Raw genomic sequence first — 23,301 nt, 5'->3', positions numbered from 1 at the left:
TTAAATTAAAATTGAACATTCAATAGTTCGCCACTAATTTGCAGTAACTCTAACTCTGATAATTTAGCTGAAAATTTTGCCTGATTCCGGCTCAATTCTGCATTTAGTAAATTAATCTGAGCCTGTCTAAATTCAATAGAATTGACTTGTCCTATCTTGAACTTTTCTTGGGTACGATCAAAATTATTTTGAGCTGTCACAATGTTTTTTTCCTGAATATTATAAATTTCTAATTTGTTTTGATAATTATCCCAAGCATTATTAAAATCACGTTCTATACTAAGTAAAATACTTTCTTTTTGAAGTTGTTGCGTTTCTAAATTAATCTTCGCATTTTTCACCCTTGTAATTGTTGAGCCACCATCAAAAAGATTCCAACTTAAATTTAAACCTGCAGACAAACCTGTACTAGTAGAAACAGCTAAAAGTGCAACAGCATTGTTATTGTTTTTATTCCAACCATAAGAACCAGATAGCCCTATTGTTGGTAAAAAATCTGATTTTCCAGAATTAATATCAAGTTTACTTATCGCGATATTTTTTTCGGTTTGAAGTAAAGCTATATTTCTAGACTTTGCTTTTTCAAATAAACTATCTTTATCTAATTGCAGTGTAAAAACGACTTCTGTTTCAACATTAAAATCATTAGTATACGTTTCTCCTAAAACTAGTTTTAAATCACGTTTAGCAATTTTTAAATTTTGCTTATTATTAATTATATTGATACTATCTGTGTTAATATCTACCTCAGCATTTAAGACTCCTAGCTTTGTATTCTGGCCATAATCAAATTGATAATTTGCTCTTACTAACCTATCTTTTGTAATTATTAAGGTTTCTTCTAAAGCATTTAAATTATCTGAAAATTGAGCGACATTATAATACGCTGCAAATAATTGAAGAATAGTAGATTCAATAGTTGCTCGTGCTTGTAACTCTGATAATTGATATTGTTCTTTTAAACGTTTATAGTTGTAATGCCTTCCTAAACCATCAAAAAGGGTATAATTTAAAGTTACACTAGCATTATAATTAGAACTTTCTGCTCCATTTAAAACGGCATCAGGCCTTCCATCTGAAAATTCAGCTTCTGTATTATCTAAATTATAATTTGCTCCTGCACTACCTGCAAGTGTTGGTAGAAACCCAGTATTAAGAATACTAGTACTATTTTCAGCCACAGCAACAGCATTTTCGGCTATTTTAACTCCATAATTATTTTCTAGAGCTACAGAAACAGCGGCTTCTTTAGTTAAAACTTCTTGTGCTTGCAGACCAAAGCAACACAATAAAAACAGAAATGTCAGTTTTAATTTAGTCATCATTTGCTTCATTTTGTTCTATAATTGCTCGTTCTACTTCTTCTTTTGTAACCTCTTTACCTGTTACTAGCCATTTACCACTCTGCTTAATGCTATTACTAAATGACAAAAATAAAGGCAAAACTAATAACGTTAAAATAGTGGCATAAGCAATACCAAATGATATAGAGATTGCCATAGGTTTTAAAAATTGTGCTTGTCTACTTTTTTCTAATAATAACGGTGCTAAACCTGCGATGGTTGTTAATGAGGTTAAAAAAATTGCTCTAAAACGTGATTTACCTGCTTCGGACAACGCATAATCAAAGGACATTCCTTCCTTTAAATTACTATTAAACTTTCCTATTAAAACCAACCCATCATTTACCATTATACCTATTAAGGCTATGATTCCTAAAAGGGATAAAATATTAACTTGAAAACCTAATAACCAATGTCCCCAAGCTACAGCTGTTAAACTAAAAGGAATTAATAAGATTAATAAAAATGGTTGAGAATAACTTCTAAACGTAAATGCTATGGTAATATAAATTAATAACAAGATTATTGGACCTGCAATTTTTAATGATCCTGTTAATTTACTAGCTTCACGATTTTGCCCTTCATAAGAGGCATTTATTGTAGGATACTTAGATTGTAGTTTTGGTATAAAAACGGTTCTAATATCATCTATAATATCTGTATTACTAGTGCTAGGATCTTTTAAATCTGCATACACTTGAATCTCACGTTTTCCTTCTAGGTGATTAATCGCAACATCACCTCTAGCAATTGTATAATCTGCTATATCCTTTAATGTTACGCGCTCATCTGTTGGTGTTACAATGCGCATGGCATCTAAATCGTTAATTGAGCTTCTATTATTTTTATCGTAACGTACCCATACTTTGATTTCATCTTGTCCACGTTGAAAACGTTGAGCTTGTGCACCAAAAAACCCTGAACGAATTTGTGCCATTACCGTTCTTAAATCGAGACCTAATAAATAAGCGCTTTCTTTAAGCTCTAATCTAATTTCTTTAATACCTGCAGGATCATTATCACCAATATCTTTAAGTAACGGATTAGATTCCAAATACTTTTTCAACTCTAATTTAGAAGCCTTTAATTCGTCAATATTATTACTTAACAAGGATACTGATACTGGACTACCACCAAAATTTCCACCAGAGCCGTAAATTAATCGTTCAGTACCAATTACTGGCCCTACTAATTCTTCTAAACGATCTGTAATTAAATTGGCTTTTATAGCATCTGGTCGCTCTTCTCCTGGTAATAAGTTAATTCTTAATCTTGCACTAGAACTACTGCTAATATCTACAATAGTATTTTCAAACAGTTGTTTCCCTGTGCCTTTAAGATATTTTTCTGTCAATTCTTTATTTACAATGAAGGCTTTCTCTTCAATCATAGAAATGATAGAATCTGTAATTTTCACATTAGTACCAGCAGGCATTACTAATTCTATATTTGCAGCATCACTTGCTACTCTAGGAAATAAAGTGACTCCAATAATTCCTCCTCCAAGTGACCCAAAAGTTAGTACTAATAAGGCTACAAAAACACCCAATGAGAACAATTTATATTTTAATACACGATTTAAAATAGGTGTATAAACTCTATCTCTTAAGAAAGACATAAAACGATCTCCTCCTTGATTAATAAATCTCATGAATGAGAAAAACTGCTTTATTTTTGAAGGATTTTCATCTGTTTTTTTAGCTCTTAATGCTTTAGAATGTGCTAAGTGAGCAGGTAGAATAATAAGTGCTTCAACCAAAGATACTACTAAAGTTAAAATCACAATAACTGCAACTTCGCTAAAAAACTCACCTATCCTACTATCTAAAAAGAAGAATAAAGAGAAAGCTAATAGTGTTGTAATAATTGCAGATACTACAGGCGGAATAACTTCCATTGTACCATCAATAGCTGCTTGAATTGGTTTTTTTCCTTTTTCATAATGTTGGTAAATATTCTCTGCAATAACAATACCATCATCCACCAAAATACCAATCACTATAATCATTCCAAAAAGTGACAATACATTAATGGTTACATCAAACTGAGCTGCAAAAATAAACATACCTAAAAACGAAATAGGCAAGCCAAATGCCACCCATAATGCCAGTCTAGTATTTAAAAATATTGATAGAAACACCAATACTAAAATCATACCCACTATCGCATTTTCTGTCAATAATTGCGTACGTTGATTTAGTGTTATAGATAAATCCCTAACCACATTTAACTGAACGTTGGTGTATTTTTGATTGTATTGCTCTATATATGCTTTGACTTTGTCTGCAGATGAAATTAAATCTTCATTATTAGTACTTGTAATTGAAATATTTACTGCTAATTCTTGATTGAAATAAGTTGCATTTGGCGTTTCAGAGAATCGATCTCTAATAATCGCTATATCTTTTAATCGTATTACTTTGCCATCAGAAGATGCTCTTACAATAATATTAGAAAGCTCTTTACCGTAGTATTGTTTGTTATTAGCTCTAATTAAATATTCTTCGGCAACGGTTTTTACATTTCCACCTGTAACCAATATATTGGCACTACTAACCGCTGTTGCAACCTCATTAAATGTAAGGTTATAGGCTAATAGGTCTAATTCATTAACTGCAATTTCAATTTCTTCGTCAGGAAAACCAGATAATTCAATTTGAGAAATACCATCAATGGCTCTTAAATCTGTTTCTACTTGCCTTGCTAACTGTTTTAATGTCACTAACGGAATATCTTTTCCGCTTACGGCAAAAGAAATCGTTTCCCTTACAGCTTCTTGTTTTGAAACTATTAAAGGCTCCATTCCTGTTGGAAATGAGGGTACTCTGTCTACTGCGTTTTTAACTTCCAGTAGCATAAAATCTATATTTTCGCCTTTCTCTATCTCAACTGTAATAGACCCACTATTTTCTCGAGATGTAGACGTCACTCTATCAACACCTTTTAATCCTTTAAGGTTATCTTCTATTTGAAGTACAATACCCTCTTCAATCTCTTGTGGTGAAGCTCCTGGATATGCAATGTTAACATTAATTATTTTAGATTCTGTAAGCGGAAAAAACGACGACTTTAAAGATGTTACACCTATAATTCCGAAGACAAAGAATGCAATAATAAAAATGTTTACAGCAACATGATATCGTATGAAATATTCAATTATTTTTCTCATTATTGAATAGAATCAGAGGTTGAAGATATATCTTTTGCTGCTTTTACATGCATACCTGCATAAGCACCTGGAACCGGTTTTCTTAAAATGATAGTACCATTTGGCACTTCTTTTAAAACCACTTTTTCACTAGAAAAATGCACAGGCTTTACAGAAATCACATCGAGTAAACTATCATTAACTACAAAAATCTCTTCACTGTCTAATAATAAGTTTCTATCAATTTCAATAGCATTCTCTACTTTTTCTGCATTTAATTTTGCTTCAAGGTACATCCCTTCTTTTAAATCTGCATGGTTAACTTCTATGTAAACCGTTATAGTCTGTGTAGTTGCATCGATGCTTCCATTAACTCGAGATACTTCACCATCATAAGTTTTAGTATGGTCTAAACTTGAAAGACTCACACTTTCTCCTTCTTTTAAAATATCTGCAAAAGATTTACTAATGGCAACTTCCATCTCGTAAACGGAAGGGTTTATAAACTCTCCTAATTTCTGTCCACTCCTTACTAAAGTCCCTTCTGTAACTAAGGCTTCTGTTAAGATACCAGAAAATGGTGCTGAAATTCTATATTTTGTTAATCGCTGTTCTAAATTCTTTACGCTATAGTACGCACTAACGATTCCACGACCTGTTATAAAATAGTTTTCTTTTTCATCTGAAATTTCTGGTAGTTTAGGTGTCGTTTTATTCAAATCAAAACTATTTAAATACCCTTGCCATTTTTGAAATACATTTGGAAAATCTAAACGCAAATCTGGCATAATGGCTGCAATGCTGTTATACAAACTACTTTTAGCAGATTGTACACTTGCATAATACTCTGAAGCATCTAAACGAATTAGTGTTTCTCCTTTATTAAATTTTTGACCTGGTTTAAAAAGTTTTGAACCAGTTTTAAAAATCCCTTGAACTTCAGAATACAACTCAACACGTTGTTTCGCTGTAAGGTTACCATTTGCAGAAATCACAATGGGAATGGTGCTATTTTTTACAGTATCTGTAAGTACTGTCTTCACCATTTTAGGAATTACGGGTTTTGGCTTATGTTTATTATCAATGAGATAATTAGCAAAAAGAACGGCTCCTATTATAAATAGAACTCCTAATACAGATAAAATAATTTTTCTTAACATAATGTTGATCGTGGTCAGTGTTTTGCAAAGCTAACCTTATCAACAAGTGAAATCGTTAAAATAATCTTAATTATTAACTTGAAATACTATCTAACTTAAAATGAACACTTTCCCAATCTTCCATTAATTTCCCTAAAGTCTTTTTCTTTAATTGATATGCATCAAAAAATTTAGGGTCTGAAGCTGTTTTATCGTAATCTGTAGCTAGCTTCATATCGTCACTTTTTATATCTTTTTCAAGCTGATTGATTTTAGACTCTATGTTGCTGAGTTTATTATTTAAAGACTTTAATTTCTTTTGGTCCTCATAACTTTGCTTATTACTCTCCTTAGGTTGGTTTGCAACTACAGTTCTTTTTTCGGCCTCTCTTAAGTTTTCAAGGTTTCGTTTTTCTAAATAAAAATCTATATCACCTAAATACTCTTTAATATTCTGATCCTTAAATTCGTAAACCGTATCTGTTAATCCTTGAAGAAAATCTCTATCGTGAGAGACCAGTATTAAGGTACCTTCAAACTTTTTTAAAGCTTCTTTTAAAACATTTTTAGATTTTATATCTAAGTGGTTGGTAGGCTCATCCATTATAAGCACGTTTAACGGTTGCAATAGTAATTTTGCTAATGCCAATCGATTTCGCTCTCCACCAGAAAGCACTCTTACATATTTCTCTGCTTCTTCACCTCTAAATAAAAACGACCCTAAAATATCTCTAACCTTACTTCTATTAGTTTCGTTGGCTGCATCAATCATAGTGTCTAGTACGGTTTTATTTCCGTCTAAATATTCTGCTTGATTTTGAGCAAAATAGCCAATTTGAACATTATGTCCCAAAGTCAGTTTACCTTCATGCTCTAATTCTCCAACAATTATTTTTGCTAAAGTCGATTTCCCTTGTCCGTTTTGGCCAACAAAAGCCGTTTTAATGTCTCTAGGAACAGATAAATTTACATTATGAAGGACTTGAAGATCTCCATATCGTTTAGATATATTATCTATCTCTACTACAACTTTACCAGGAGTTACAGAAACCGGAAAGTTTAAAGACATTACACTATTATCATCTTCATCAACTTCAATCCTATCTATTTTATCTAATTTCTTAATTAAGGATTGAGCCATAGTAGCTTTAGAAGCCTTTGCTCTAAATTTCTCAATTAATTTTTCGGTTTGCTGAATCTGCTTCTCTTGATTTTTTTGTGCAGCGAGCTGTTGAACCTTCATTTCCTTACGCAAAACTAAAAATTGTGAGTATGGCTTGTTATAATCATAGATTCTACCTAAAGAAATTTCTATAGTACGATTTGTCACGTTATCTAAAAACATCTTATCGTGAGAAACAATAACTACGGCTCCTGTATAGCCTTTCAAAAAGTTTTCTAGCCAAATTATAGATTCTATATCTAAGTGATTTGTTGGCTCATCTAAAAGTAATAAGTCGTTATTTTGAAGTAAAAGTTTTGCTAATTCTATTCGCATTCTCCACCCTCCAGAAAAAGTATCTGTGAGTTTATCAAAATCTTCACGCTTAAAACCTAAACCTTGAAGAATTTTCTCCGTTTCACCTTGATAATTATAACCACCTAAAATCTCGTATTGGTGTTGAATATCATTTAAATCTACCATTAATTGATGGTAAGCTTCACTTTCGTAATCCGTGCGCTCTGCTAATTGTATATTGATTTCTTCGAGTTGCCTTTCACAAGTTTTTATGTCTTTAAAAGCTTGATAAGATTCTTCTAACACTGTTTTACCTAAATCGAAATCAATATCTTGTTTTAAGAAACCAATTTTCATATCCTTATCTGCGGCAATTTGTCCTGAATCTTGCTCTTGCTCTTTAGAAAGAATTTTAAGCATTGTGGATTTACCTGCTCCATTTTTACCAATTAAACCAATACGATCGCCAAGACCGAGTTTAAATGTAATTTCTTCAAAAAGATATTCTCCTTGAAATGAGATTGAAAGATTATGGATATTTAGCATAAGTATTTTGAATATTACAATTGAATTTTGAGTTACAATTGTTACAAAGGTTAAGTTATATTATTTTACCTTTGTTGTGTCTTAAAAAACGCAAAAGTAAAGGTTTTAGTTATGATTAGAAAAGGAATGAAACTTTATAGTATTCTTTTTGGTGTATGTCCAAAATGTCATCAAGAATCTATGTATGTAAATAAAAACCCTTACGTTCTTTCTGATGTTGTAAAAATGCATGAGAAATGTTCTCATTGTCATACAAAGTACCAAATAGAACCTTCTTTTTTCTATGGCTCTATGTATGTAAGTTATGCTGTAGGTATTGCCTTTGCTGTCGCTGCTTTTATTATTAGCTATAATATATTAGAATCTACTTTAACAACTGCTTTTATAGCTATTGTAGCTACTTTAGTTTGCTTTTTCCCTATAATTATGCGTTTATCTCGAAATATATGGATTAATATATTTATGAGTTATGACAAAAATTTAGTTAAAAAATAACGTCTATTTGTGAAGACTTAAATTGTAATATTTAAATTACAAAAATCTATTCACATCAATTTCAGCATCTAACACCTCGCCTTTTTCAATAAAATTATATAACGCTTTAGCTACGTAAGGAGCAATCATCACTCCTCTTGTACCAAGTCCGTTAAGCACATATAAATCATTATGTTTTGGATGTCTACCAATTAGAGGTCTGCGATCCTTTACTGTAGGTCTAACTCCAGCAATATGACTCACAACTTCAAAATCACATTTTAAAAACGTTTTTAATTTTAAAAGTAATTCTTCTTTCGCTGATTCCGTTGGTGTATTAGACTTATCGTCATTATTATAAGTAGATCCTACATTATATAAATCATCTCCAAGTGGAATCACAAATACAGATGATTTTATAGCATAATCAATTTTTAAATCGGGTGCTTTAACAGTAAGTATTTCGCCTTTAGAACCTGTAAGTGGAATGGTATTAAAATATGGATTTTCTTTTACTCCAAAACCTTCAGAAAATACAATGTGTTTTGATTCAATACCCTTATAGTGTATTAAATCTTCTTTTAGCTTAATATTGTCGTGCTCAAAAGTAACCTCTTCAAAATAATTATTACGCTTTAAAAATTGCTTGTAATTAGTAATTAGAGTTTCCGTATCTACACGGCCAGCATGTTGTACTTCACCAAATCCAAAAGGTGCATCTATAGCTAAATTTGTATTTTTAACGAGCTGTGTTGAAAGAAAGGGTTCTAGATTAGGCTTGTCTGATGCCGTAAACCATTTGTTTTGTTCTTGAATAGACGTAAAACGCCTTAAAATTCGAAGCTTATAATCTACTGTTATGCCTAACTCTTTTTCAATTTTAGAATATAGTAGTGTTGCTAACTTTAATTGCTCTTTTGCTTTCCAAACTTCTGAAAAACGTTTAAGTATTACAGGATTATACAATCCAGCAGCTACAATAGAGGACTTTTGAGAATTATTGTCAAATACTATAAACGTTTTGTTATTAGCTCTTAATTCTTCGCAAAATGCAATACTTGCTAAACCACAACCAACAATGATATAATCTACTTTTTTCATAGAAACAAAAGTAAATAATTATAGACATCAAAAGGTTTAGTATAACTAAAAAAATAAGTGTTAAAACAAAAAAACGCTCACTTAAAAAGTGAGCGTTTTTTATATCTTATGTTAAGCAAATTAGTAGCTCCACATATCTTGTTCAAAGTTTCTAATCTTATCTTTGATACGTTCAGATTCTAAAAGTTGCATTAAAGCATTCTCTGCTACATACTCTTCAATCTTTCTATCTCCATAAACATTTTCTTCTTTGTAGATAATTCCACTAAAGCGTCTGCTGTTTAATAAATGATCAAAAGAAAGTGGTACTGCGCTATTCTTATTGTTAAAAGCTTTCGCTTCATGAAGAATATCTCTTAATTCAGGATAAAATATCCAGAATAAACCAATTGGCTCTTTATTAGCTTCGTCGTCAGAATCAATAAAGTTAACATCTGGTGCTGCAGGTGCAATACCTAAAATACGATACTTTAATTCTCCTTGACGCTTATCAAAATACCAAAGTCCTTTTACTAAATAAGAATTAATATCTGCTGCTCCAATTTCTCTACGAATTACATACTCTTCAGGAATAAGAGATGTATCAGATACACCTTCAGCATTCATCCAATCAATACCTTGATCAGTGATCTCTTCCTTTCTTAATGAAGGAGCTAGATCTTCCATTGTACGTTCTTCTGTAAAATAATCATCTGCATATACTTTAGGAATAGTACCGTCATTGACATTTTTCATAAGAACTCTGTACAATGATTTTCTATCATCCCCTAAGTTATCTTCAATAGGAAAATATAATGGAAAGTTAGCACGCTCGTCTAAGACAATCTTTTCCCAAGTCATTTTAGAAAATAAGATATCTCTATCTCCAACATATCCATATTCTAAAGGCTTGTCGTTATCTAGAAGTAACTGTGCTTCAGTTTTCATACCTACCTCTTCAGGTATTTTTGCATTTAGGATATTAGCTTGAGCAAACATAGTGTTTGCAGCTAATACACCTATTCCTATACATAAAAAGCTTTTTAAATTCATCTTATTTTTTATTATAATTTGGGATTTTCTTTTATTGATAACGCTAATTATCTAAATAAATTATCGCTTAGTTTGATACCTCAACTGTTACAGGAGATACACCTTTTAATCGATAAGAGCTGTTTCCTTTAATTTTAGCTTGAATATCAAAAATTGTAACAACATCACCAGCACGTGCTCTACCAATAGCAGATTTAGCTTGGCTATTCATTTTAGTACCAGCAACAATTACAGTTGGTTGCCCAGGAACTTTAACTTTAAATGATGTTACATTAATTGGTAAATCAAATACAAAATCATCTAAAACCGCACCAATAGTACCTATTTCTAAATTACGCTTAGGTAATCTTACCATGCCATCTTTACCAGAAATAGTACCTGTAGGCTTAGGAATGTCTTTAATTCTAAAGGTCTTTTTATCGCTTGCTTTAGAACCATCGTCTAGAGTAGCTGTTACATTAATGGTAACTTCTCTACCAGTACTAGGGTTCATAACATATTTACCTTTACCTAAATCTTTTAATCCAGTACCATTAGCTTTTACTTTATTATCTGGTACACCAGCAAAAGAAATTGTCATTGGATTAGCAACACCACGATAAACAACGTTCATCTTATCTGCAGAAATAGTAGCAGAGTTTGGTCTCGGTACAACCACATAGTTACCAATAATTGGAATATCTAATGGCTTTCCATCTTCAATAAAAGTAAATTGACCTTCAACTTGATGTTCACCAACATTACCAACGTTAAAATCTAACTTAGCAGCACCAGTTGAATCAATAGCATTTGTTAAATCAATTTCTTGACCTTGTACATTTAATTTAGTAGGTGTTACATTAGCATATTTACCTAAAACAACTCTACCTTGAAATTTCTCACCTGCAAAAAATGCAGACTTATCAGCTAAAATTATTGCTTTATAATTTTTTAATGATACTGCTTCTGTAACTAAATTTCCTAAGAAACCATTATACATGTTAGTTTCAGTCGCTTTAACATCATTTTGCATTGCTGTTAACTTTGTATAAGACGCAATAGCAGGGAAACCTTGAAAATGATAATCTAACCATTTCTTTTTTGCTCCTTCACTATCAACAATCGGTTCTAAGCTAAAACGCTTTTCAAAACTTTCGATTACTTTAGTCCATTTTACATCATCACCAACGATTCCTTTTATATCTGACTTATACTTTTCAATAGCGGCAACAACTTCATCACCTCTTTTAGTATAACGATCTCCAGTAAACCAGTGCTCATCTAGCTTATCACCTTTATCCATTTCTTCATAAGGTAATTCACCATTGTCTTCTCTTTCGTATCCACCAAGTTTTACAATATCATTTTCTTTTACATCACCTAAAAATTTGTAAAATTCATCAGATACTTTACTGATTTGCTCAGCCTTACTAGCAACTATAGCAAATTCCTGTGGTTTTTCTTCAGCTTTCTTTTCTAGCTGACTAAGAATACCTTCATTTGAAGCTGCTGCTAATTCGTTAGCGCTATCAAATTTTGTATTCATTAAACCGAATGCAGATAATACTTCTTTTGACATTGTCATTGCAATCATTGCAATGAATACCAAATACATTAGGTTAATCATTTTTTGCCTTGCGGACTGTTTTCCTCCTGCCATTTCTAATTAGTTTTTTAATTGTTAATTAAATCGATTATTAAAACCAATTAGTTTTTATTCATTGCAGATAACATTCCACCATAAACACCATTTAAAGATGAAAGGTTAGATGCTAAAGATTGCATTTGCTCTTTTAATTTAGTAGCATTTTCTACAGCTTCTTCGTTAATTGCAGCTTGACGATTTGCACTATCAACTTGTACTTTATAAAGGCTATTTAAAGACTCCATTTGCGCAGCTGCTAATGACATTTCTTCACCATACTTCTTTTGTGCTGCCATTGCATCAACAGTTGGAGAAATTCCTTTTGCTGCACCTTCAAAATTTTTGATGCTGTTACCTAAACTTGCCATAAGCTCACCATCAATTTTAGCGTCTTTTAATAAGTTGTCTAATTTTTTAGATAATAAACCTTCTGCATCTTTAGGAGCTTCTATAGCTTTCTTTTTACCTCCTAATGACTGACCTCCTGCTAATTCTGGATATACTAAAGACCAATCTAAATCGTCTCCTTGCTTTTCAAATGCTGATATTGTAAAAACTACCGCCTCAACAATCATACCTATTGTAAGAATAAGTGAACCATAAGGCCAGTGCTGGATTTTGAATAATGCTCCAATAATTACGATTGCAGCTCCTAGTCCATAGACCATATTCATTGTTGATAATTTCTTTTTTGCCATGATTTTTAAATTTTAGTTTTTAATTGAGCTTGGTTGTTTGCACTCAATTCGGGATTAATATTAAGTTTAAGTTAAGTTTATTTTTAATTAGTTGCTGCGTTTTTAGTTACTTCAGTTCCCATGTAATCTTGAACTGTTCTAAATCCGATATAACTTCTTGCAGAATCTGCATATTCATAATCTCTAGAACTTACTTGTAAGAAATAAGCAACATCTTTCCAAGAACCACCTCTAACTACTTTACGTGCATTGTTAGGATCATTTACATTTGGATTAATTGATGATGCATATTCATAAGATGCAGGATCATAAGAACCATTTACCCATTCTGAAACATTACCAGCCATATTATATAAGTTGAAATCATTAGGATCATAAGCATCTGCTTCTACAGTATATAATGCTTGATCTGCTGCATAATCACCACGTAATGGTTTAAAGTTAGCCATAAAACAACCTCTATCGTTTTTAGTGTAAGGACCACCCCAAGGATACGTAGCACCTTGAAGACCTCCACGTGCAGCATATTCCCATTCTGCTTCAGAAGGTAATCTGTATTTATTTACAGCATGCTTTCCTTTTTTCTTTCTATCTGCATTATGATATAAAGTTCTCCATTGACAGAAAGCCTGAGCTTGTTTCCAAGACACACCAACTACTGGATAAGCTCCATAAGCATCATGCCAGAAATAATCATTATGCATTGGCTCATTATAAGAATAAGCAAAATCTCTTATCCAAGCTGTAGTATCTGGATATATCTCAACTTCTTGCTGAACTATGACTTCAGAACGTTTTAAGCCTCTATTTTTAGCAGCTTTAGAGATATCCATATAAGTATATTGGAATTTAAATTGTTTTACATCCCAAGTACGTTGACCATTGTAAGACTCTTCTAATGGTAAATACATACCATCCATCACTTCAGCATATAATTCGTCTGGATAATCATCCGTACTGAAATATAATTCTGCATCACGATTAATTTTTCTTTGCTCGTTACCATAGGTATTTACCATATAACTTTCGTAAGCATTTAGATTGTTTGGATCTGAATCTACATAAGCAAACTCTCCAATATCTCCACTACCTGGCGTTTTCCCCTCTAAATCAGCCATTTCAGCTAATTTTAATCTTAGAGTAGAATCTCTTACCCATTCCACAAATTGACGATACTCGCTATTTGTGATTTCAGTTTCATCCATATAGAATGCACGTACTGTTGCTGTTTTTGTTGGTGCATCTTGTACTCCTGCTAAATCATCATCTGATTTACCCATTATAAACGCTCCTCCAGGCACCAATGTCATTCCATAGGGTTTTTCCGGATGCCATTTTTTACCTTTAACACCTACCAACTGTCCTCGATCTCCAGAATTACAACTGGCTACCAAAACAAGTACTGTGGTTAATAAAATAAACTTCTTAATATTCATAGTAACTCTAGGTTAAATTAGTCCTTATTATTTTTGAGGTCGTAAACATATTTATATATTTCCGAATAAACAACTTTTTTTATATTTTTTTTGCATTTCACCCCTAAAATAAGCATTTCGTCGATAAAAAAAATGTTAAAATTCGATTAAGTGCTCATTTTAGAAGCTATTCTTCCTGTAAGCCTTATACCAACGCTCAGGTATTTCACCTTGAGTAGCGTGCACATAATCGGAATGCATGCATGGTAATAACGTATGCTTTTTTAATTTATTATTAACATTTGGTAAAAAAGGAATTTCTATCCACCAACGTCCTGTTTTTAAACTTTTATAAAAAATCAACTCATCTTCGTCTACCAATACATTATATTTTTGGTAATAACGTTCATTTGTAAATTCATCGTCTTTAACTCGACAGTTTACCCCTTCTACAAAATACCAAATCATTTGAGCGACTAACATAGATGTTGCATTATCATTCTTAGATCCGCTATACTCATATATACCAAAAGAAGATACCTTGTTGCTTATGCCTGCATATCTACTAATAGCACATATCTCCTTTCCCGAAAAACCATTAGGAGAATACTTTTGATTATCACTTACCTCTGCTGCTCTAACTGACTTTAAATCTACAGATACAATATGTGCATCTCGCATTAAAGGTTCAACTTTACTAATATCTCCAGATATCTCACCCAAACGATAGGCTTCGAAATACAACTTTTCTATAAGATCTATCTCTTCTTGTGAGTTAAAATAAGTTTGATAACCAATTGTAGCGTAGTTGAACAAATTATATGGTTCTTCTACAATCACTTTGCCTACATAACTATTATTCTTTATAGGAAGACTCGCGTCTCCTAAATCGAAATTAGTATCTACACTTACAACATTTACCATTGGTAAAAGAGAATCGTAAGCACGATAATTGGCATAAGTTAAATCCTGACTTCCTCCCAATACTATAGGAATAATATTTTTTTCTACTAAAACAGAAATAGCAGTTCTAATAGCAAAATATGTATCTTCAACAGTTTCTCCTGGTTCTATATCACCAAGATCCGCAAATGTGGTATGCCAATTACCAGGAAATAAAGTATAAAAGGTTTTACGAATGGTATCAAAACTAATTTGAGATCCGATATAATTAACATCGTTTCTATTTTCTTTAACTCCGATAATAGCCATTTGAACGTTCTCCAAATCTGGCAATCCATTTTGACGCGAATGGATTTTAATTTTTTTTCCTAGCGCTTGCTGCGCTATTAGTTCGTTATGAGCTAAAACCGCATCTGATACAGGCGACAGAAAATTAAAATTCATATTTTATTATTACTTTTTAGTTGTAGCTTTTTTCTTTGTTGCCGTCTTCTTAGTGGCAGTTTTCTTTGTGGCTTTCTTTTTAGTAGCCTTCTTTTTAGGAGCGTTTTTTTCGAGCATACCTTGTGCTTTTTCCAGTGTCATTTTACTCACATCTACAGTCTTAGCCAACTCAACTTTTTGTTTCCCCTTGATAATGTTATGCCTTCCCCATCTTGCCTTCTCTACTCTTACACCTGCTTCTTCCCAATTGTGGATAACCTTGTCTATTTCTTTCTGAATTTTTTCTTCAATCAAAGTAACGATATCTTCTTCAGATAAATTACCCCAATCGTACTTTTTATTCACATTTATAAAAAGATTATTCCACTTTATAAATGGTCCAAAACGTCCTTTACCTTTTGTAACTTCTAAATCCTTGTACATATATATAGGAGCATCTGCTAATTCCTTCTCTTTTATATATACTATAGCTTCATCGTATTCAACACTTAATGGATCAACACCTTTTGGTAGTGAAACGAATTTTTTACCAAACTTAACGTAAGGGCCAAATCGTCCATTATTAACTTCTACCTCTTCATCTTTATAATGACCTAATGCTTTTGGAAGTTTAAATAGATCCATAGCTTCTTCAAAAGTTATAGAACCTAATTGTTGATCTGGTGATAAACTCGCATATTGAGAATCTTCCTCATCGTCTGGTGTACCTAATTGCACTAGAGGTCCAAATTTACCTAAACGCACTAAAACTGTTCGTCCTGTTTTTGGATCTGTACCTAAAATACGTTCACCAGATTCACGTTCTGCATTTTCTTGAACATCCTCAACATGTGGATGAAACCCTTTATAAAAGTCTTTCATCATTTCTCTCCAATCTTCCTTTCCTTCAGCGATATCATCAAAACGATCTTCAACTTTAGCCGTAAAATTGTAATCTAAGATACTTTCAAAATGCTTTACTAAGAAATCAGTAACGATGTTACCTATATCAGTTGGCACTAATTTTCCTTTATTAGAACCGGTTTGTTCTGAAAGTGTGTTATCCTTAATCTTTTGATCTTCTAAAACTAATTGCTTATAGCTTCTCTCATCACCTTCATGTGTGCCTTTTTCTACATAATTTCTATTTTGAATTGTAGAAATTGTTGGCGCATAAGTAGACGGACGACCAATACCTAACTCTTCTAATTGCTTTACTAAAGAAGCTTCAGTGAATCTTGCAGGTGGTCTTGTAAATCGTTCTGTTGCTGTAATGTATTTATTCTGAAGTGCTTCTCCAATTTTTAAATCTGGTAAAATACCTTCTTGTTCCGCATCTTCATCATCAGTACCTTCTAAATATACTTTAAGAAATCCTTCAAAAGTTATGATTTCCCCACTTGCAGTAAATTGTTCGCTTACCTTATTTTTTGAATCTATCTGAACTTTAAGATTAGTACGCTCTAATTTAGCATCACTCATTTGAGATGCAATAGCACGTTTCCATATTAAATCGTACAATCTTGCTTGATCGCGTTCTACACCAACAGAATGGTTAGCAAAATCAGTAGGTCTAATCGCTTCGTGAGCTTCTTGCGCTCCTTTAGATTTACCTTTATAATTTTTAGGATTGCTAAACTCAGCGCCATAAGCTGAAATTATTTCGTTTTGTGCTCCTTTTTTAGCTTCGTCAGATAAGTTTACACTATCTGTTCTCATGTATGTAATGAGACCAGCTTCATACAAACGTTGCGCATTTTGCATCGTTCTACTTACTGAATATCCTAATTTACGAGACGCTTCTTGCTGAAGTGTCGATGTTGTAAATGGCGCAGCTGGTGACTTTTTTGCTGGTTTCTTTTGTAAATCTGAAACTTTATAACCAGCTCCTATATTATTATTTAAAAATTCTAAAGCCTCTTTTTCAGAATTAAAATTCTTTGGTAATTTTGCTTTAAAAGAACTACCACCTTCGGTAGTAAACTCTGCATCAACTCTATACGATGCTTTAGCCTTGAATGCATGAACCTCTTTTTCGCGTTCTACAATTAAACGTACTGAAACTGATTGCACTCTACCGGCAGATAAACCACCTTTTACTTTTCTCCATAATACTGGAGATAATTCGTAACCTACAATACGATCTAAAACACGTCTTGCTTGCTGTGCATCTACTAAATTATAGTCTATACTTCTTGGATTTTCAATGGCTTTATTGATTGCGCTTTTTGTAATCTCATGAAATACAATTCGTTTGGTCTTTTCTTTATCTAATTTTAAAGTTTCAGCTAAATGCCAAGCAATCGCTTCTCCTTCTCGATCCTCATCACTCGCTAGCCATACAATGTCTGCTTTCTTTGCTAAATCCTTTAATTTTTTAACGACATCTTTTTTATCTTTTGAAACTTGATATTTAGGCATAAAGTCTCCTTCAACATCGACTCCTAGTTCTTTAGAAGGCAGATCTGCAATGTGCCCAAAACTGGACTCTACTTTATAATCTTTTCCTAAAAATTTTTCAATAGTTTTTGCCTTTGCAGGTGACTCAACAATAACGAGATTCTTTGACATTCTTAAAATTTTGCGTTTACAAATGTATATGAAAATTAAGTTACAATCCTAATTTGGTCGTAAATACAATGCGTTTTATCGTGGTTTTTTGTTGTAAAAAACAGAAAAAGCCTTACAATTTGCAAGGCTTCTACTGTTTATAAATATTTATAAATCTTAATTAAAGGTATACAATATTGGTTCTGAAAGACCCTCTACGTGTAATAATACCTCATTAGCACCTTCAACTCTAAGCGGTATTAAATTAAAAGACGCTTCTTTATTAAAAACCGCCAAACACGCTTCATCATTAAAAAGTGACAATTTTAAATACCGTTGAGGAGGCATTGATTCAGCTATTGCTCCAGAATCTACTAAAGTCATCACCCAATTATTACTATCACAACCACTATCATATATACTAATATCTAAACAGTTTCCAGTGATAGTTGCATTTTCAATCGCATGCGACTCAACGTCGTTATAAGTTGAATTATCAATAATTATTTCTAAACCGCATGGTAAGATCGCTACATCATCTTCATTACATTGCGTATTCATCAATAGCAAACCAAATAATACTAGTGTCATTAATTTTCTAAGCTTCATAAGATGTGTGTTTCTCTATAGATGCAAATCAAAGTAAATGGTTGCGTTAAAATGTTAATTATGATTCAATTTGCCTTACTTCATCAAATTCACCATCAAATCCAACAACATCTTTATAAATAAAGTACGCAGGCAAATAACTAAATGACGATGTAATGTATATACCAAATCCACACATTACAAGACCTACGATCATTGCTAAGAATCCAGACACAAACATAAGACCAAAAGAAATTAACCATTTCCTATTCCCAAGATCAAAACCTAATTTCACAATTTCTGAAACCGATAAATCTGGATTAAAAGCATAGACAACAACAATAAAAGATAATGGAATAACAGCATATATTATTGGCACAAAACACAGCAATGTTGCTAAAATTGCAATACCTGCAAATGCCACACCTAGCTTTATAGTTTTACCTAAATATGGTTTTTTGAAGAAATAAAAATAATCCTCATTTCCCATTTGCTCTAGATCTTTTAGCTTACAAATTCTGTAAAAAGCAGCTTTTAAGCCAAGGCCAATAGCGCTCATGGCTACAATAAGAAAAATATAAACCAATAAAAGCACCAGTACAAAAGCAAAACCCATTCCAGACTGCCCATAAGAATCATATGCATCATAACTATTATTAATGGTTAAAGCATTCATAAAACCAAAAAATAGTAATGGTATATATACAATCATTATTACTGGTATGGCCAAAACAATATTTAGCAATAATGTAACCAATCCTTGTACCCAAACTTTTTTAAATAATTCTATGGATTGACTAAAAATGGTTCCAAAGTCAAGATTTTTAGCGCCATCTATGTGACGTTTAATTTCAGTAGTGTTCATTTCTTTTTTTATTTGGTTAGTTAGTTCATCAAAAGAAGTCTATTTTTTGGAATTATTCAAGAAAAAAAGTAGTCTTCATTAATTTTACAAAGTCTTAATCTCAGTTTGTATCATAGCCTTTCATCGAGTTTTATTAATGTAATTTCATTTATTTAAAACAACCTTAACTAAATTACAACTGCCACTTTGTCATAAAGTCTAAAATAATATTATCTTTGCATACTTATTGAGAATTTAAGTATTCACTGTAGCTGATGGAAAAAAATATTGACGAAAACAAACAAGGAGAAACCTTAGTTTTAGATAAAAAAGAAGGCAACCAACGCAAACTATTTATAGAGAGTTATGGTTGTGCTATGAATTTTAGCGATAGTGAAATTGTGGCTTCAATTCTTTCAGAACAAGGCTTTAACACAACGCAAACTCTTGAAGAAGCTGATCTTGTATTAGTAAATACTTGCTCCATAAGAGACAAGGCTGAGCAAACGGTTAGAAAACGATTACAACATTATAATGCAATAAAACGTACCAATCCAAAAATGAAAGTTGGAGTATTGGGTTGTATGGCAGAACGACTAAAAACTAAATTTTTAGAGGAAGAAAAAATAGTAGATTTAGTTGTAGGACCAGATGCCTATAAAGATTTACCAAACCTGTTAGCTGAAGTTGATGAAGGTAGAGACGCCATAAACGTTATACTTTCTAAAGAAGAAACCTATGGAGATATTTCTCCTGTTCGTTTAAACAGCAACGGAGTTACAGCCTTTGTATCTATTACTCGTGGTTGCGACAACATGTGTACATTTTGTGTAGTACCTTTTACAAGAGGAAGGGAACGTAGTAGAGATCCACAAAGTATTATTGAAGAAGTAAACGACTTATGGTCTAAAGGTTTTAAAGAAATAACACTTTTAGGACAAAATGTAGATAGCTATTTGTGGTATGGTGGTGGTCTTAAGAAAGATTTTAATAACGCTTCAGACCTTCAAAAAGCTACAGCTGTAAATTTTGCTAAGCTTTTAGAACTATGCGCAAAAGCACAACCGAAATTGCGTATTCGTTTTTCAACATCTAACCCACAAGATTTAACATTAGATGTTATTGAAACTATGGCGAAATATGATAATATTTGTAAACACATCCATTTACCTGTGCAAAGCGGAAGCAATCGTATTTTAAAGGAAATGAATCGTTTACATACGCGTGAAGAATATTTTGAACTTATAGATAATATTAAACGTATAATCCCTGAATGCTCCATAAGTGTAGATTTAATAGCAGGTTTTCCAACTGAAACTGAGGAAGACCACCAAGATACTTTATCATTAATGGACTATGTAAAATACAACTTTGGTTATATGTTTACTTATTCTGAACGTCCAGGAACATTAGCTGGACGAAAAATGGAAGATGACGTACCAGAACAGGTAAAGAAACGTCGTTTAACCGAAATTGTAAAACTAGAACGAAAGTATAGCGAACTCAATACACGTAATCATCTTAACAAAACCGTTGAAGTTTTAATAGAAAAAGCATCTAAAAAATCTGATTTACAATGGTCAGGCAGAACTTCTGATAATACGGTTGCCGTATTCCCTAAAGAACATTACAAAGTAGGTGATTTAGTTAATGTATTAATTACAGATTGTACAAGCGCAACATTGATTGGAAAAGCCATTGACTATTCAAAAAACAATTAAAAAAAAATAAATCCATATGAAAAAATTAGTTCTCATCTTTTTAGCTTTAACCTTAGTAACCTCTTGCGACAATGAACCTTTAGATCCTGCTTACACTAATGGTGGAAGTGATAACGGAGGAGGTAGCGGAAGCGAAAGTTCAGATTTAACGTTGTCTTTATATGAATTAGATACCCAAATCAGTTTTGACTTTTTTGGTACTCCTTTTGTAACCAACACCAAATCAGATTTTAATATTAGTGATAATAAAATTGCTTCTGGTGTTAATCAAGCATCTGTAAACGGAAGCCCTTTCGTAACCGAAAATCAACAGATTACTCGTAATGGGTCAAATCAAATTATAAGTGACACCTCAACAAATGCAGCAGGTGAAATTACTAATGAGACTTTAATAACATACACTAATGGTGTAGTTTCTAATATAACTTATGATTATTACGATGATGATGAAGACGATTATAACTACAACTTCACTTACGATGGGAATACAATTACTAGAACCAATGAAGGATCTACAATTTCTACCGTTTTTACTGTTGATAGTTCTGACCGTGTGATTAAAAAAGAATCTTTTGACGGAGATGCTTCTATACAAGCCGAAACGATAGCATACGATACTGCTGGTAATATTACAAGTAGCACAACTACAGGCCAGATACAAAGCAACACAACTTACCAGTTTGATGACAAAACAAACCCACTAAAAGTAGTGTACGCTGACAATTACCTTTTACAATTTTTAAGAGATGAGTACTCTGATGAAATTGGCCAATCAATAGCACAATTTTTGTCTACAAACAATTGGAACGGAGCTTCATTTGACGAAAGTAGTTTTACTTTTAATTTAGAATACAATACCGTTGGAAGAATCACAAAGCGTGATATGGTTTTTAGTTCTAGTCCTGAATTATCAGCTATAATTAATGAAACGTTTACTTATATCAATTAAGCACAACTCATTAAAACAACATAATATAGAGAATTTCACCTTAGTCGTAAATTAATATGGAATCAATTCAAGCCATAAAACAACGTTTCGGAATTATTGGAAACGACCCAAAACTTAATCGCTCAATAGAAAAAGCGATACAGGTTGCTCCTACTGATATTTCTGTATTAGTAACAGGAGAAAGTGGTGTTGGTAAAGAGAGTATTCCTAAAATTATACACCAATTATCGCACAGAAAACATGGTAAATACATTGCTGTAAACTGTGGTGCAATTCCTGAAGGAACTATTGATAGTGAATTATTCGGACACGAAAAAGGTGCTTTTACAGGCGCTACAGCTACACGTTCTGGATATTTTGAAGTTGCAGATGGTGGTACAATTTTTTTAGATGAAGTTGGCGAATTACCATTAACAACCCAAGTCCGTTTATTACGTGTTTTAGAAAATGGCGAATTTATAAAAGTAGGTTCTAGTAAGGTACAAAAAACAGATGTTAGAATTGTAGCTGCAACAAACGTTAATATGTTTGAAGCTATTAATAAAGAAAAATTCAGAGAAGATTTATACTATAGATTAAGCACTATTGAAATCAATTTACCTCCGCTTAGAGAGCGTAAAGAAGATATTCATTTGTTATTTAGAAAATTTGCAAGTGACTTTGCTTTAAAATATAAAATGCCTACAGTTAAATTAACTGACGATGCGGTTGCTCTACTTATAAAATTCCGTTGGAATGGTAACATTCGTCAATTACGAAACGTAGCAGAACAAGTTTCTGTTTTAGAACAAAACAGAACTATAAATGGTGTAACACTTCAAAATTATTTACCAAATACAAGCAGTAATTTACCTGCTGTTGTCAATAATTCTAAATCTGAAAGTGATTTTAGTAGTGAGCGAGAAATTTTATACAAAGTTTTATTTGATATGAAAAGTGATCTAAACGATCTAAAAAAGCTTACGATGAAACTCATGGAAAACGGGAATATTTCTGAGGTTCAAAAAGATAACGAACATTTAATTCAGAAGATTTATGGAGAAGATAAAGATGAAGAATTTGAAACTGATGTTGAAGATTTAGAAGTACTATCCTTAGCTGAACATACTGAAGTTAATGACTCAACTCCTATAGACACTGAAGATAAATATCATTTTGCCGAAGAAATAGAAGAAGAGGAAACACTATCTTTACACGATAAAGAATTAGAATTGATTAAAAAATCCTTAGAACGACATAGTGGTAAACGTAAACTCGCTGCTGCAGAACTTGGTATTAGTGAGCGCACACTATATAGAAAAATTAAACAATTTGATCTTTAAGATAAGTTTATGAAATCAATTA

General features: G+C 32.2%; 17 protein-coding genes. 4 read left to right on the top strand and 13 right to left on the bottom strand.

All coding sequences use genetic code 11. From position 1 onward, the window contains the following. Positions 1-5: 5 nt before the first annotated feature. The 4 genes from ACJJVO_RS17250 to ACJJVO_RS17235 form a co-directional block, all read right to left on the bottom strand. Positions 6-1,325: a TolC family protein gene (locus ACJJVO_RS17250; protein ID WP_405576373.1), complete on the bottom strand. Its 1,320-nt coding sequence runs from the start codon at positions 1,323-1,325 to the stop codon at positions 6-8. Next, positions 1,315-4,512 (bottom strand): efflux RND transporter permease subunit, encoded by a 3,198-nt coding sequence (locus ACJJVO_RS17245; protein ID WP_405576371.1) that lies wholly within the window; start codon positions 4,510-4,512, stop codon positions 1,315-1,317. Before ACJJVO_RS17245 ends, ACJJVO_RS17250 begins: the two co-directional genes overlap by 11 nt. Beyond that, positions 4,512-5,651, bottom strand: a complete 1,140-nt coding sequence (locus ACJJVO_RS17240) for an efflux RND transporter periplasmic adaptor subunit (RefSeq protein ID WP_405576369.1) — start codon at positions 5,649-5,651, stop codon at positions 4,512-4,514. Before ACJJVO_RS17240 ends, ACJJVO_RS17245 begins: the two co-directional genes overlap by 1 nt. A gap of 73 nt (positions 5,652-5,724) precedes the next feature. Beyond that, positions 5,725-7,635 carry an ABC-F family ATP-binding cassette domain-containing protein gene (locus ACJJVO_RS17235; RefSeq protein WP_405576367.1) on the bottom strand — a complete coding sequence of 637 codons (1,911 nt, stop codon included), beginning with the start codon at positions 7,633-7,635 and terminating at the stop codon, positions 5,725-5,727. Between the two features lie 111 nt (positions 7,636-7,746). Here ACJJVO_RS17235 and ACJJVO_RS17230 point away from each other — a divergent pair, with 111 nt between their 5' ends. Continuing rightward, positions 7,747-8,130 (top strand): DUF983 domain-containing protein, encoded by a 384-nt coding sequence (locus tag ACJJVO_RS17230; protein ID WP_405576365.1) that lies wholly within the window; start codon positions 7,747-7,749, stop codon positions 8,128-8,130. A 36-nt stretch (positions 8,131-8,166) separates the two neighbouring features. On the opposite strand, the gene ACJJVO_RS17225 is transcribed toward ACJJVO_RS17230, so the two are convergent. The 9 genes from ACJJVO_RS17225 to ACJJVO_RS17185 form a co-directional block, all read right to left on the bottom strand. Next, positions 8,167-9,210: an NAD(P)/FAD-dependent oxidoreductase gene (locus ACJJVO_RS17225; protein ID WP_405576363.1), complete on the bottom strand. Its 1,044-nt coding sequence runs from the start codon at positions 9,208-9,210 to the stop codon at positions 8,167-8,169. A 120-nt stretch (positions 9,211-9,330) separates the two neighbouring features. Then, positions 9,331-10,242 carry a gliding motility protein GldN gene (gene gldN, locus ACJJVO_RS17220; protein ID WP_115816243.1) on the bottom strand — a complete coding sequence of 304 codons (912 nt, stop codon included), beginning with the start codon at positions 10,240-10,242 and terminating at the stop codon, positions 9,331-9,333. A 67-nt stretch (positions 10,243-10,309) separates the two neighbouring features. Continuing rightward, a complete protein-coding gene (gldM, locus tag ACJJVO_RS17215) occupies positions 10,310-11,881 on the bottom strand; it encodes a gliding motility protein GldM (RefSeq protein ID WP_405576361.1) in 1,572 nt (523 codons plus the stop codon). A gap of 47 nt (positions 11,882-11,928) precedes the next feature. Continuing rightward, a complete protein-coding gene (gene gldL / locus ACJJVO_RS17210) occupies positions 11,929-12,564 on the bottom strand; it encodes a gliding motility protein GldL (RefSeq protein WP_405576359.1) in 636 nt (211 codons plus the stop codon). Positions 12,565-12,647: 83 nt separating this feature from the next. Beyond that, positions 12,648-14,000: a gliding motility lipoprotein GldK gene (gene gldK / locus ACJJVO_RS17205; RefSeq protein WP_405576357.1), complete on the bottom strand. Its 1,353-nt coding sequence runs from the start codon at positions 13,998-14,000 to the stop codon at positions 12,648-12,650. A gap of 159 nt (positions 14,001-14,159) precedes the next feature. After that, on the bottom strand, positions 14,160-15,326 hold the full coding sequence (locus tag ACJJVO_RS17200) for a formimidoylglutamase (RefSeq protein ID WP_405576355.1): 1,167 nt from the start codon (positions 15,324-15,326) through the stop codon (positions 14,160-14,162). Positions 15,327-15,335: 9 nt separating this feature from the next. Next, positions 15,336-17,876, bottom strand: a complete 2,541-nt coding sequence (topA, locus tag ACJJVO_RS17195; protein WP_405576353.1) for a type I DNA topoisomerase — start codon at positions 17,874-17,876, stop codon at positions 15,336-15,338. A 156-nt stretch (positions 17,877-18,032) separates the two neighbouring features. After that, positions 18,033-18,464: a hypothetical protein gene (locus ACJJVO_RS17190; RefSeq protein WP_405576351.1), complete on the bottom strand. Its 432-nt coding sequence runs from the start codon at positions 18,462-18,464 to the stop codon at positions 18,033-18,035. A 58-nt stretch (positions 18,465-18,522) separates the two neighbouring features. Next, entirely contained in the window at positions 18,523-19,308 is a 786-nt protein-coding gene (locus ACJJVO_RS17185) for a hypothetical protein (RefSeq protein ID WP_405576349.1), read from the bottom strand. Positions 19,309-19,562: 254 nt separating this feature from the next. On the opposite strand from ACJJVO_RS17185, the gene miaB reads away from it, so the two are divergent. The 3 genes from miaB to ACJJVO_RS17170 are packed head-to-tail and all read left to right on the top strand — an operon-like array spanning position 19,563 to position 23,279. After that, positions 19,563-21,008, top strand: coding sequence for a tRNA (N6-isopentenyl adenosine(37)-C2)-methylthiotransferase MiaB (miaB, locus tag ACJJVO_RS17180; RefSeq protein ID WP_405576347.1), 1,446 nt, complete (start codon positions 19,563-19,565; stop codon positions 21,006-21,008). A gap of 16 nt (positions 21,009-21,024) precedes the next feature. Then, complete coding sequence (locus tag ACJJVO_RS17175) at positions 21,025-21,957, top strand: hypothetical protein (RefSeq protein ID WP_405576345.1); 933 nt, start codon at positions 21,025-21,027, stop codon at positions 21,955-21,957. A 56-nt stretch (positions 21,958-22,013) separates the two neighbouring features. Next, positions 22,014-23,279, top strand: a complete 1,266-nt coding sequence (locus tag ACJJVO_RS17170) for a sigma-54 interaction domain-containing protein (RefSeq protein WP_405576343.1) — start codon at positions 22,014-22,016, stop codon at positions 23,277-23,279. The last annotated feature ends 22 nt before the right edge of the window (positions 23,280-23,301 follow it).

Source organism: Winogradskyella sp. Asnod2-B02-A, assembly GCF_045063645.1.
Lineage (GTDB): Bacteria > Bacteroidota > Bacteroidia > Flavobacteriales > Flavobacteriaceae > Winogradskyella.
This window is presented reverse-complemented; position numbering and strand designations above follow the sequence as displayed.